Consider the following 12,393-nt stretch of genomic DNA (forward strand, 5'->3'; position numbering starts at 1 on the left):
CCATTCCTTCCTTACAGTCCATATCCATTCATCACACGTGTGATGTTCTGTTTGACATCAAATCCTCTTTGTTCAAGCTGGGACGTAATGGTCTCTTGAAGAGGAGGCTCTGCATGATATGCTTCAAGCACCGCCTTCATCCATTCATGCGCAGAATCCCGCAGCGACATTCTTTTCACAAGACCGCAGCCTAAATCCACTTCCTCTGTAATATGATCTGAAATCACACAAGGCAATCCAGATGCCTGTGCTTCCACTAATACAAGCGGAAGTCCTTCAAACAAGGACGGCATCACAAATACATCAAATGCTTTCATATACTGCGGAACGTCTGATACGACGCCTGTAAAGACAATGTCGTCTAACAAGCCTGCCTTCTTCGCATATGATTCAACCACCTGCCTCAGTGGTCCATCCCCTACAAGGACAAGTTGAAATGAGACCCCTTGTTTCTTTAAGGTCTGTGCCAGTTCCATAAAAAAAACGTGATTTTTTTGCTCATGAAACCGGCCAATATGACCAATAATCATGCTCTTTTCGTGAAGACCCAGCTGCTTTTTGATCTTCACCTTTTCGTCTGGATCAGGCTGAAAGAAAAGGGATAAATCAATCCCATTCGGCAGCACCTCAACTTGTCCATTCTTCATTTTTTTCTGCCCAAATAAAAAGGAACCGGCATCCTCACCGCATGCAACAAGCTGTGTAGAAAATGCAAAGATCAGCTGGCGAAACCCTTTGAGCATCATATGGTCTACCAAATTTGGCGACTGTTTCCAAGCTGTATTATGCGAATGACAAATCCGCACCTTCACACCCGCCAATTTCGCAGCAAGTGCGGAGAAACCTGTTTGAAAATCCGTATGGGCATGCACTGCCTGATACGGTCCTGTTCGCTTGATTGTCTTTGTCAATGTTTTCACAAATGCCAAAGGAGAGGATGCCCCAATACTTGGGACGTAGAAGATACGTCCCCCGAGCCTCTGAATTTCCTCATCATAATCACAGACATCCTTTCGGTGGGTAATGAAGTCAAATTGAAGGACATTTCTATCGAGTGCACGATAGATGTTCATAATCATCGTTTCAGCCCCGCCGCGGTTCATCCCGCCCACAATATGGAGTACACGCTTTGGCTCACTCATCCCGAATCGTCCTCCTTTTCAACAAAGACGCCTCCAACTTCCGCTGGTGATAAAATTTCATGATCTTCGGTGATAAACAGGCGCGGACCACCGGCTTTATTGCAAACAGATAATGAACCGGCGACAATTTTAATAACCAGCATGCTTTTAAAACAAGCCAGGCATTATCCATCGAATATTGAAACTTACGGCGCTGAAAGGCCGCTTCATCCTCTCTCACAAGGTATAACGGCTCTTGTAAATTAAAGCCTTTTCTCCCCGCAGCAAAAAAACGGATCCAAAGATCGATATCTTCCATCCGCCTTGTTGTTTTCACAGAGCGATACCCATGTAAAGCCTTGTATGCAGCAGCCCTCATCATAATGGTTCCATGACAAAAAGGAGTCCCTTTTGCCAGCACCTTCCGATCAGGCTCTGAAATAAGTGCACGTACACCTTTTGTACCCGATTCATCAAACACCGTCATCGCCGTACCGACCACATCATATTCAGGATGTGTTTCTAGGAAATGAACCTGTTTTTCTAAACGAACTGATACTGATACATCGTCGCCATCCTGCCGTGCAATCAAGTCTCCCCTTGCTTCAGCTAGACAGCGATTCAGACTGGCAGCAAGCCTTTGATTATGCTCATTGCGGATAAGGCGAATTCTTTCAGGGTCTCGTTTTGTATAAGACAGCACTTTTTCATAGGTGCCGTCTGTTGATGCGTCATCACATATGATGAGCTCCCAATTGTCATATGTTTGATGAAGAATGGATTCAATACTTTCTTCTACTGTGTCTTGGCAATTGTAGACGCCCATGATGATAGACACCTTTGGCTTACGCATGCTCACATCACCTTCTCTGCTTGATCCATATAGGTTGTATAAATTTCTTCCATAGCACTCACCGTCTGCTCCTGTGCAAATGCATGCGCTAAGGAGCGTCCTGCTTTTCCCATGAGGGGCAGCTGATCCCTTTTGTGATAGAGCTGGTGCAAATATTCAGCCAAATCATTCACATCATGCGGTTTGACTAGAAAACCATTGACGCCGTGTCTGATCAGCTCACAGTGTCCTCTATTCTCCGTTGCAATTACTGGTTTTTCCGCAGACATCGCTTCAAGCAGATTCATGCCGAGGCCTTCTCTCAGACTAGTCGACACACATACATCACTCATATGCATCCATTCCTCAATTTGTTTGCAAAAACCAGCAAAGTGGACATGCTTTTCAAGATGGAGCCCGCAAACCAGCTTTTCATACATCGGCCTCATTGTGCCTTCCCCGGCAAACACGATCTTCACATTTGATATTTTCCTATATAGCTGGGCACATGCTTTGATGAGCATCCCTTGGTTTTTATTCGCATTTAATTCGCCAGCACACAGCACAATAAAATCTTCCGAGGAAAAGCCATAGACTGCACGAAGACGCTGCTTCTCTTTTTGATTAACTGGTGCAAATCGTTTCATATCCACACCCATACCCGGAACATAATAGACAGATGCCCGCTCTTTTGATAGACGATCTGCTCTTTTAAAATCTTCTCCATTAATGGTGATCAGAGCGTCTGTATGACGGGCGAGCCATCGCTCAATCGGATAATAGAGCAGCCAGTTTTGAAGCGGCGCCCCCTGCCAAAAGTGAAAGCCATGTGCTGTGTAAAGAACCTTCGTCCCTTTTTTGCGCGCGCCTTTGGCTGCGAGTCTGCCAATGACACTCCCCATTGGGGTGTGACAATGGATGAAGTCGTAGTGCTCTTTCGCTAACAGCTTCTTCAGCTCCACATACGCAAACCGGTTGTGCACATGAAAAGGGGAGCGCTGAATCGGAATTGAGTGCGCTTGATCCACATAGGGCAGCTCCAGCTGACCATTTGCTGCTGTATGCACTTCCCATTCTTGTTCCTGAAACCACCGGAAATATGGAAGGTGAAATGCCTTAAAATGATAGTCAACCGTTGCGCAAAACAAGACTTTTTTCTTCATTGGCAAGCGCTTCCTCCTCTCTGGTCATCTGTTCAGACAACAAATCATGCGATTCGATGGCAGCAAACAATGCTTCTCTCATTTGCTCTTCACTCATCATGTCAAATTCATGGATAAAGCGGTTCAGCACATATGGATTCCCATCCAGCGCATGGCCGATATGAATTTTCGGGAAAATTTGTTCCTGTGCTTTTTCATGCTGGTTGAGTAATTCTTCATACATTTTCTCCCCAGGACGAATGCCTGTGAACGTAATCGGAATCTGGTCTGTGGTATAGCCTGAGAGGTGAATGAGGTTTTCTGCGAGGTCAACAATTTTCACTGGTTCCCCCATATCTAATACAAAAATCTGTCTTCCTTCTGCCAATGCACCCGCCTGAATGACAAGCCTTGATGCTTCTGGAATGGTCATAAAATACCTTGTCATCGCTGGGTGCGTGACCGTGACCGGCCCGCCTTGTTCGATCTGTTTCTTAAAAATAGGGATGACGCTTCCCCTGCTTCCGAGTACATTTCCAAATCGAACCGCTACAAATTTTGTTTCACTGCCTGCCCCCATTTGCATGATCAGCATTTCAGCAAATCGCTTTGTGGCGCCCATCACATTGGCAGGATTGACCGCTTTGTCAGAGGAAATGAGGACGAATGTTTCAATGCCGTGCTCATGTGCAGCTTCTGCGATATTTTTTGTCCCGATAATATTGTTTTTCACTGCTTCTTTTGGACTGATCTCCATGAGCGGGACATGCTTATGTGCCGCGGCATGATAAATCATATCCGGCTGAAACTGACCAACGATTTCACTCATTTTCTGTTTATCTTGGATATCTGCAATTTGTGGATAGAGACTGATGGTGTCCCCATAAATTTCTTTCAGCTCTAGTAAAATAGAATGAATGCTAAATTCCCCGTGTCCCACAAGCACAATCGCTTGAGGAGCAAACACACAAATTTGACGACAGATTTCTGACCCAATCGATCCGCCTGCCCCTGTGACCATAATCGTTTTCCCCTTTAAATGGACAGATAGACGGCTTGAATCTAATTGAATCGGTTCTCTTCCGAGTAAATCCTCTGGCTGTACATCCCGTAATTGATTCAGCGCATGAGTTCCTTTTAAAATCTGCTCCATCTCTGGCATGATCTGCGTTTTGACCCCAGTCGCTACGCATTCCTTATACAGCCCTTTTAAGGTATGGCTGCTTTTGGACGGAATGGCGATGATGATCTTTTGAATATCCATCATCACAACAGCTGTTTGAATCTGTTCTTTTCCCCCTAGAACAGGCAGTCCCATGATTTCAAGCTTATGCTTCGTCTTGTCATCATCTATGAAGGCGACTGGTTCAATATGTACATCACTCGATTGCTGAAGCTGACGAACGATGATGGTCCCAGCTGATCCGGCGCCAATGATTAAGGCCCGCTCCTTTTCTACCTGCAGCCGCTTTGCACCATCATGAAATAGCCGAGAGGCCATTCGAGATGCACCGATGAATAATACGTGGAAAAGCCACACAATGAACAAAAACCGAAAGGGCCATGTCTGCACGAAAAGGTACAGCATTGCCATTGAAAATAAAAAAGAACACACAAAGGTCTTCATTAAAGAAAATAGCTCTCTTACCCCTGTATAAGCCCATACTTGCTTGTACACGTGAAAAATATACGAAAACAAATGGTGCCCAATGAGCAGACTGAGCGAAGAAATGACGAGCATTTCAAATGTATAAACAGTTAACGCCGCTTCTTGGACAAATTGAAAGCCAAAAAAGACAGCCACTAAGATGAGATATGAATCTAGTGCCACGATGATTGATAATCTTTGGGCGTAAGTCAACGCTCCTCCCCCTTTTTCAACATCACTATTCTTACGTAAAATGGGCATCAAACCCGTCCTCACACCCCACTATTGATGACGAGCATCTAAGGCATTTGTCATGCCCACAGCAGGATCGAGTGCCTCCATTGTTAAAGATTAGGAGACATCACCTATCAATCTTGTTAATACATATACAGCCTTCCCTTTTTCTCTTTCTTGCCATTTAGCATAGCCCCAAGCAGTTTACCTGTTGTTCCTTCTAACACTTCTTTTGATTTCTTCACAGCCGCTATCTTTGTTTTGCCGCTTAAGACAACAAGAATGCTCCCATCGGTCCGGTTCGCCAGGATCTTTGCATCGGCCACTGGCAGAAGCGGCGCGGAATCAACAATCACCATGTCATATTGCTGTTCAATTTCATAAAACAGCTGCTTCATGACAGAAGAGGAGAGCAGCTCAGCTGGATTCGGCGGAATGGTTCCGCTCGGAAGCAGCTCTAAATGCTCAATGGGTGTAGGCAAAATAGCTTCCTCCAAGCTGCAATTATTTAATAGCACATTGGTCAAGCCCGTGTGATGACTCAGGTCAAAATATTCATGAACAGACGGCTTTCGCAAATCAGCATCCATCAGCAGCACCCGCTTTTTCTGCTGTGCAAAAACAGCTGCTAGGTTTGCAGCCGTAAATGATTTCCCTTCCTTCGGCAAGGAGGATGTCACCAATATGGATTTCAGCCTTGTTTGGATTGATGTGAATTCGATGTTCGTTCGGATTGTACGGAATTGTTCTGCAATGACAGAGTGAGGATTTAATACAGAAATACAGGATAAATCTCTCTTTTCTCTTTTCTTCCTCTTAAAGATCAATGTTCTGTCCTCCCGTTATGACGGACTGCTTGTCTTTTTTTGCCCTCCTGTCTGCCTGCATCTGATAGACACTTCCGAGCGACGGCAATCCGATCTCTTCTCTTATTTGATGTGTTCGTTTTACAGTATCATCGAGTAAATTCATTAAGAAAATGAGTGTCATCCCCCCTAATAAAGAGGCACCTAGTGCCAGAACGATATGAACGAATTTTCTTGAATTCATGAGAATCGTATTGGACAGCTTGGCTTCAGACAAAACATTAATGCGATCCATATTCATGGTTTTTTTGATTTCTTCTTGCAGCACCTCTGTTGCGGTATTCGCAATGGCGACTGCCTTTGCGCGATCCTCATCTTGTACAGAAATATTGATGACCTCAGACTCATTTTCTGTACTTGTGGCAATTTTGTGTTTTAATCCTTCAGCTGATTCTGTGAGGTTGAGTGTTTCTTTTACTTTTTCAATGACGATCGGACTTTTTAATAAAACTTGAAAGGTACGTGTATATTGAAGGTTCATCTGAATATCGTTTAAGTTTGCTTGTGCGTCATTGCTGCGTTTATGAACAAGAATTTGAGTGGTTGCCTGATATACAGGAGTCGAGACATAGAACTGATAGTAGGCTGAAGTGCCCGTTACGATCAGGACAATCAGGATCAGAAGGGCCATTTTCTCTTTAATGACAGAAAACAGCTGCTTAAAACCTATATTCTCATTCATAGATACCTCCCGATTTCATCATAAAAAGGTTATATATGGTTTCTTTTTGTTAATGATTGGATTATAAAAGATAATACCCGCAAAGAAAAATGTCATAATAGGTCTTATAGTTCTTTTTAAAGAACGAAATCGTTCGTTTTCTTTTGTTTACTTCCTGTTTCTTACGTTTTTGAATTTTATAAAGAACAATTTATTTCTTATAATGAACGAAAAGGTCGCAGTACGATTCGCCAGGGAGAAGGGAGATCATTGATAAGAATGATAGGAAAGGTGATACGCATTTACCGAAAGAGGAAAGGATACTCCATTCAGCAGCTGGCTGAAGATGCCCATGTCTCTAAGTCGTATTTGAGTAAAATTGAGCGTGGTGTCCACAGAAATCCATCTGTCCAGTTTTTAAAAAAGGTATCCTCTTCACTAGAAATTGATTTACAAGAGCTGTTTGATGCAGAGACGATGATGTTTCATTACTCTGAGGGTGGTGAACACGAATGGCGGGAGCATATTGTCAATGCCGTCCAATCCGGCATGCCGAAAGAAGAACTCTATCAGCTGCTCCAAACGTACCGAAAGGAGCAGGAAGAAAAGACGTTACATGTCACTCATAGAAAGCTGACTGATTCGAATATATCAGAGTGGAAGCGTCTGATGAGTGAGGCGAAGGCTATCGGCTTAAGCATTGAGGAAGTAAAAGCATTCCTCGCCAACATGGGAGAACGACGGGCGTAAGCCTTTCAGGAAGAGTCAAATTGCGGGGAGAGGCGTTTGACGCTTCGCTGAAAAAGAGCCTTTTATCATGAAAAGGCTCTTTTTTCTCTTATTCTTCTTTTTTTGTTCGTGCTTTTTTCGTTATATCATTGTTTTTCCAATAGGCCCATAGTGATGTAATCCCAAGAAAGGCTAACGTGATAAATTGCTGAATACCTTCTTCATCAATAGGAATTGGGCTTTTTCCCGCAGCGGTTAGAGCACTGTTGACAAGCGCGAGCAAAAGCAGCACAAGCCTTGCGATTGTACCTGCACTAATTTTTTGAACCTTCAACTGTATCCCCCCCCTTTCTTCCCCTTCACGGGCGGTACTGCTCGTTCTCTCTCATATGTATGCAAAAACCGAATGAATAGAAGACCGGATCAAAAAAAGAGACATCATTCCCATATAAGGAATGATGCCTGATTTCATTTTATTTTGATGTAGAAAACATCTCTTTTGCTTCATCCAATGCCATTTTATTGCCTAGTGCTGAGTAATCGAGCCATGGCTGATCGGCAATCGGATAGACTTGATTTTTCTTCACGGCTTTTAGACCCTTCCAAATCGGAGTCTTTTCTAATTGCTTGAATGCCTGCTGCGCTTTATCATCACGATTCACGACGACAAAGATAGCATCTGCATCATAGTCAGGAAGAACCTCTTGAGAAATCACTTCAAATGGCCGCTTGCTGTCCAGTTTCTTCACACCATCGACAGGTGTCAGACCTAAATCCTCGTATAAAATAGGACCCATTGGGCGCTTCATGCTAAATACTCGAAGCTCCTTTGCCGTCACACGGATCGCCATTACTTTCCCGTTTCCAATCTTTTGTTTGATGAGCGATTTGACTTCTTTTGCTTCTTGATTGTAATCCTGAATATATTGATCGGCTTCTTTTTCTTTATTGACGAGCTTGCCGATTTTTTTCAAATGATCACGCCAAGTGCCGTCATTTAAATTAAACACTTCCGTTTTGGCGATTTTCTTATATTTCGATAAGTCTTGTCCAGCTAGTTCTTCATCGACATAAATGACATCTGGTTGTAATGCAAGCAGTGACTCCATATCGGGATCGGCTGCGATGCCCAGCTTCTTCGTACCACTCAGCTGCTTTTTCGCATGTGGAAGGAAATCTTTTAAGTCCCCTCCTACAACAGAGCCTGCCGGCTTGATACCGAGTGCTAATAAGTCATTGGTTAAATGGATAGACAAGGAAGCAATTTTCGGTGTTCCATGATCATTTTGAGTTGTTGTATTCTTTGTTTCCTGTTGACCACAAGCGGCAAGCATAATGAAACAGAGCGTTAAACCAAGCACAAGTAATTTTTTCATGATGAGTTCCTCTTTCACGTTTATTTCGTTTTTGTTAATAAATAGAGAAAATAAGGTGCGCCAATAAAAGCCACAACCACACCCGCTGGTATGGCATTTGGGGCAAAGATGGAACGTCCTATTGTATCGGCACTGACCAAAATCAACAAGCCAAGCAGCGCACTAACCGGTAAAAAATACTGATGGAGTGAGCCGACAAGCCGCCTTGCCAAATGCGGAGCGACAAGTCCAATAAAACCAATACCGCCTGTCATCGAAACACTTGCACCCGCCAAACCAACAGCTAAGGTCAGCAAAAGGAGACGCTGACGCTGGACACGTACACCTACACTTGAGGCGACAGCATCTCCTAATGTCAATGCATTGAGCGTGTTTGACTGCATCAGCGTAAGGGGCACAAGGCATACAATCCAAGGCAGAAGCGCTAACACATGAATCCAGTCTCTCCCCCAGACATTACCGACAAGCCATCTTGAAGCAAATGTGTAAGTATCTTCATCCAGCTTCAATGACAAATATAACGTCAAAGCACTGAATCCCGCCGCAACCGCAATTCCTACTAGGATCAGCCGGATGGGAACAAGCCCTTCCTGCCGGTCATACGCCAGAAGCACGATGACCGCTGCCGCAAGAAGCCCTCCGCCAAATGTAAAGAGCGGAATAAGAAGAGATGGATTGCCTTCTAGTGCATGGAAATACGTCACAAACACGATTAAGCCAAATGCTGCTCCTGCATTCAGTCCAATAATTCCTGGATCGGCCAGCGGGTTACGAGATAAGCTCTGCAAAATGCCGCCCGCAATGCCAAGACCAATTCCCGCCAGCATCGTCACCACGATTCGAGGCAGACGATAGTCAAACAGCACCGTTTCACTTTGAAAATCCCCAAAGCCGAATAACGTTTTGACGACCACAAGAGGACTTAGTTTCAGCGTGCCGGTATTTAAGCTATACAGCACAACAGCCGCAGTCAAACAAAGCAAAACGACTGTCACGACAAGAGCCCGCTGTTTCTCTCTCATGACAGGTTCCTCCCTTCTTTTCTGGCAATATATAAGAAGAAAGGAACACCGACAAGTGCCACCATCACGCCAATGGCAAGCTCTCGGGGCGGATTAACGGTGCGGCTGGCAAGGTCAGCAAAGACTAGCAGCACCGCGCCTAATATCGCCGACATCGGAATGACGAAACGATAGTTTACACCAACCAGCTTTCTTGCAATATGCGGGATGACAAGACCGACAAACCCAATCGATCCGACTGCTGATACAGAAACCCCTGCTAATAATACGGCAGCTGCCATTCCTAGTATTCGCACTTGTCGTGTTTTCACCCCTAAATTTGCCGCTACATCTTCACCGAGCGACAGCAGCGACAGTGAACGCCCTAATAGCATCGCCCATACGATCACTATCAGAATGACTGGGGCAAGAATCGTCAGCTGCGGCCATTTCACACCAGCCACACCGCCTGCATACCAAAACGCAAGGTCCTGGCTCAAGTCAAAATAAATCGCGATCCCAGAGCTAAGTGCATGAAGCAATGCAGCCACAACGGCTCCTGCTACAGTTAAGCGCAGCGGTGTCAAAACTCCACCAGCCGCCCCAATCGCAAAGATCAGCAGCGTACTAAGCACTGCACCAATAAAGGAAAAAAACATAAGTGCCGAATAAGGCATTTCTGGGAAAAAGGCAAAACAGAGAGCGACCACAAACATCGCACCGCCATTAATGCCCAGAATCCCCGCATCTGCCAGCGGGTTTCTTGTGATGCCCTGCATGAGCGCACCTGCTACGGCAAATGCCGCTCCAACAAGAGCTGCTCCTAAAACACGAGGAAGTCTTAATTCATGGATGATCTGCTGCTCTGTGACATCTGACTGATAGTCAAATACAGCTGTCCAAACCGTTTGCAGAGACAATGTTTTGGCACCATATGACACAGCCAAAAACATGGCAGCCGCCAAACCAATGACGGCGAGAAAAAATATCAAAAAGAACAGAATATGTGATGATCGTTTTTGTTGAGGTGTTCGCTTATCCTGCAAAATCGGTGTCATCCTTTTCTTCATTAAAAGTCAGTTTGAAAATGAGAATCATAATCATCAAAATTATAGCCGTCTGCCTCTGAAAAATCAATGTACGCCCTTTTTTTTAATTAATGAAGGTATGTGCGTGGCAGCAAAATGAGGTGTCTTTTGCTCGTTTGGAATGGCCTATCATTTTTTCTCATAGTTTAATAGGAAAATAGTTGACATTCCGCCTGAACATCCTCTAAAATTACAAAAGTAAGTCAAATGTTATAAAAATATTACAAACAGATGTCAAACTGATAAAGAATGGCCCGTCATGAGAGGAGATTTGAACGTTGTGTCATTAAAGGGAAAATGGAGTATCAGCCTATTTGCACTTGCGATCATCATTGGAGTCGTTGCTTTCTTTCAAAATCAACAAGCAAGCGGTACAGAGAAGAAAAATGTAAAGCAGGATACGAACTATAAAAATGTCGAAATCGTTACTCTCGTAAATGACGGGAAATTTATGAGATATGCAGTCAACTATCCTCTTTTTCATCAAAAACAGCTAGATGACAAGATTCAAAGCTACGCCAATTCAGCATTAGAGCATTTCAAAAAGACGTTTAGTGAAGCCAAGGACATCGATGAAAACAAACGCTTTGAACTGAATATTGATTATGATATGGTGCATTATGCGAAGCAGTCTGCTGCTATTCGCTTTACGACTTATACCTATACAGGTCAGCAAAATGGGACCACCAATCATCTCACGATCAACTATGATTTTCAGAAAAAAACCTTTCTTGACACAAAAGATTTATTTCTGCCTAAAACCAACTTTTTGAAGAAATTATCCTACATTACATATTCAGAGCTTCTAAAGGACAAAACCTTATCTAAGGATCAGACTCTCCTTCAGAAAGGAACAGCCCCTACTGCTCAAAACTTCAGTCAATTTGCCTTGAAAGAGAAATATGTAGAATTTTATTTCCCAGCATCTCAAGTAGCCGACAAGGATCTTGGTCCGCAAACACTCGCGATTAAAAAGACGCTGCTGAAAGATATATTAAAGCCAGAATATATGAATAAAACCAATAACCAAAATGAAATGAAAGAACCAAATCCGAAAAGAAAAGCCGTCAAGCTGCCGCAAAAATCAAAGCTTGACCCAAATAAAAAAGCCATCGCCCTCACATTTGATGATGGTCCGAACCCAGCGACAACATCAAAAATTTTAGATGCATTAAAGGCAAATAAAGGACATGCGACCTTTTTCGTATTAGGCAGCAGGGTGCAGTATTATCCTAGTATGCTTGCAGATATTCTAAAAGGCGGGAATGAAATCGGAAACCATTCTTACAGTCATCCTTTATTAACAAGACTGCCTTTAAAGGAGGCGGTGAAACAAGTGAAGGACACCCAGCAGTTGATTGAGAAAGCGAGCGGGTATACACCTACGCACTTTAGACCGCCATATGGTGGAACAAATCAAGACATCAATCAAGCGGTTGGGATGAAGGTCTCTTTATGGGATGTTGATCCAGAGGATTGGAAAATTCGCAACAGCCAGCAGATCACAAACCACGTTCTCTCACATGCAGCAGATGGCAGAACAGTGTTAATGCACGATATTTATGACAGCTCAGCTCAAGCAGCAGTGAAGATCATCCATGAGCTCACCAAACAAGGCTATCAGCTGGTCACAGTAAGTGAACTTGAACAATTAACAAAAGAACGGCATGAACAAGCCCCTGTGCAGTAAACACA

The 12,393-nt window shown here is 43.9% G+C and carries 12 protein-coding genes; 2 read left to right on the top strand and 10 right to left on the bottom strand.

The genetic code is table 11. The features are described 5' to 3' along the window. Positions 1-11: 11 nt before the first annotated feature. The 6 genes from MKZ03_RS15825 to MKZ03_RS15850 form a co-directional block, all read right to left on the bottom strand. A complete protein-coding gene (locus MKZ03_RS15825) occupies positions 12-1,142 on the bottom strand; it encodes a glycosyltransferase family 1 protein (RefSeq protein ID WP_340973845.1) in 1,131 nt (376 codons plus the stop codon). Further along, positions 1,135-1,974, bottom strand: a complete 840-nt coding sequence (locus tag MKZ03_RS15830) for a glycosyltransferase family 2 protein (protein ID WP_307500278.1) — start codon at positions 1,972-1,974, stop codon at positions 1,135-1,137. The genes MKZ03_RS15825 and MKZ03_RS15830 overlap by 8 nt, the downstream gene beginning before the upstream one ends. Before the next feature lie 2 nt (positions 1,975-1,976). Further along, positions 1,977-3,116, bottom strand: a complete 1,140-nt coding sequence (locus tag MKZ03_RS15835) for a glycosyltransferase family 4 protein (protein WP_307500279.1) — start codon at positions 3,114-3,116, stop codon at positions 1,977-1,979. Next, the gene (locus MKZ03_RS15840) at positions 3,082-4,956 is read right to left on the bottom strand and encodes a polysaccharide biosynthesis protein (protein WP_341032384.1); all 1,875 of its coding nucleotides are present in this window, start codon (positions 4,954-4,956) and stop codon (positions 3,082-3,084) included. The genes MKZ03_RS15835 and MKZ03_RS15840 overlap by 35 nt, the downstream gene beginning before the upstream one ends. Before the next feature lie 164 nt (positions 4,957-5,120). Beyond that, positions 5,121-5,804 carry a CpsD/CapB family tyrosine-protein kinase gene (locus tag MKZ03_RS15845; RefSeq protein ID WP_034660048.1) on the bottom strand — a complete coding sequence of 228 codons (684 nt, stop codon included), beginning with the start codon at positions 5,802-5,804 and terminating at the stop codon, positions 5,121-5,123. Beyond that, positions 5,794-6,525 carry a YveK family protein gene (locus MKZ03_RS15850; RefSeq protein ID WP_034660050.1) on the bottom strand — a complete coding sequence of 244 codons (732 nt, stop codon included), beginning with the start codon at positions 6,523-6,525 and terminating at the stop codon, positions 5,794-5,796. The genes MKZ03_RS15845 and MKZ03_RS15850 overlap by 11 nt, the downstream gene beginning before the upstream one ends. Positions 6,526-6,783: 258 nt before the next feature. Here MKZ03_RS15850 and slrR point away from each other — a divergent pair, with 258 nt between their 5' ends. Then, positions 6,784-7,254, top strand: coding sequence for an HTH-type transcriptional regulator SlrR (gene slrR, locus MKZ03_RS15855; protein WP_034660051.1), 471 nt, complete (start codon positions 6,784-6,786; stop codon positions 7,252-7,254). 88 nt (positions 7,255-7,342) lie between these two features. Here the strand turns inward: slrR and MKZ03_RS15860 are convergent, their stop codons facing one another. From MKZ03_RS15860 to MKZ03_RS15875, 4 genes are all read right to left on the bottom strand, one after another. Further along, complete coding sequence (locus MKZ03_RS15860) at positions 7,343-7,567, bottom strand: phage holin (RefSeq protein ID WP_034660052.1); 225 nt, start codon at positions 7,565-7,567, stop codon at positions 7,343-7,345. A 139-nt stretch (positions 7,568-7,706) separates the two neighbouring features. Further along, complete coding sequence (locus MKZ03_RS15865) at positions 7,707-8,612, bottom strand: iron-hydroxamate ABC transporter substrate-binding protein (RefSeq protein ID WP_060597722.1); 906 nt, start codon at positions 8,610-8,612, stop codon at positions 7,707-7,709. A 17-nt stretch (positions 8,613-8,629) separates the two neighbouring features. Continuing rightward, the gene (locus MKZ03_RS15870; RefSeq protein ID WP_341032387.1) at positions 8,630-9,631 is read right to left on the bottom strand and encodes a FecCD family ABC transporter permease; all 1,002 of its coding nucleotides are present in this window, start codon (positions 9,629-9,631) and stop codon (positions 8,630-8,632) included. Continuing rightward, positions 9,628-10,656 carry a FecCD family ABC transporter permease gene (locus MKZ03_RS15875; RefSeq protein WP_170938418.1) on the bottom strand — a complete coding sequence of 343 codons (1,029 nt, stop codon included), beginning with the start codon at positions 10,654-10,656 and terminating at the stop codon, positions 9,628-9,630. The genes MKZ03_RS15870 and MKZ03_RS15875 overlap by 4 nt, the downstream gene beginning before the upstream one ends. Positions 10,657-10,978: 322 nt before the next feature. On the opposite strand from MKZ03_RS15875, the gene MKZ03_RS15880 reads away from it, so the two are divergent. After that, positions 10,979-12,388, top strand: a complete 1,410-nt coding sequence (locus tag MKZ03_RS15880; protein ID WP_066030339.1) for a polysaccharide deacetylase family protein — start codon at positions 10,979-10,981, stop codon at positions 12,386-12,388. Positions 12,389-12,393: the final 5 nt, after the last annotated feature.

Source organism: Bacillus sp. FSL R5-0431 (genome assembly GCF_038002985.1).
In the GTDB taxonomy this organism is placed as follows: Bacteria; Bacillota; Bacilli; order Bacillales; family Bacillaceae; genus Bacillus.

What these genes read in the sequence shown, in the direction of transcription:
- MKZ03_RS15835 (WP_307500279.1), bottom strand. Translation starts at nt 3,116, where the DNA reads ATGAAGAAAAAAGTCTTGTTTTGCGCAACGGTTGACTATCATTTTAAG.
- MKZ03_RS15850 (WP_034660050.1), bottom strand. Translation starts at nt 6,525, where the DNA reads ATGAATGAGAATATAGGTTTTAAGCAGCTGTTTTCTGTCATTAAAGAG.
- MKZ03_RS15825 (WP_340973845.1), bottom strand. Translation starts at nt 1,142, where the DNA reads ATGAGTGAGCCAAAGCGTGTACTCCATATTGTGGGCGGGATGAACCGC.
- MKZ03_RS15830 (WP_307500278.1), bottom strand. Translation starts at nt 1,974, where the DNA reads ATGCGTAAGCCAAAGGTGTCTATCATCATGGGCGTCTACAATTGCCAA.
- slrR (WP_034660051.1), top strand. Translation starts at nt 6,784, where the DNA reads ATGATAGGAAAGGTGATACGCATTTACCGAAAGAGGAAAGGATACTCC.
- MKZ03_RS15870 (WP_341032387.1), bottom strand. Translation starts at nt 9,631, where the DNA reads ATGAGAGAGAAACAGCGGGCTCTTGTCGTGACAGTCGTTTTGCTTTGT.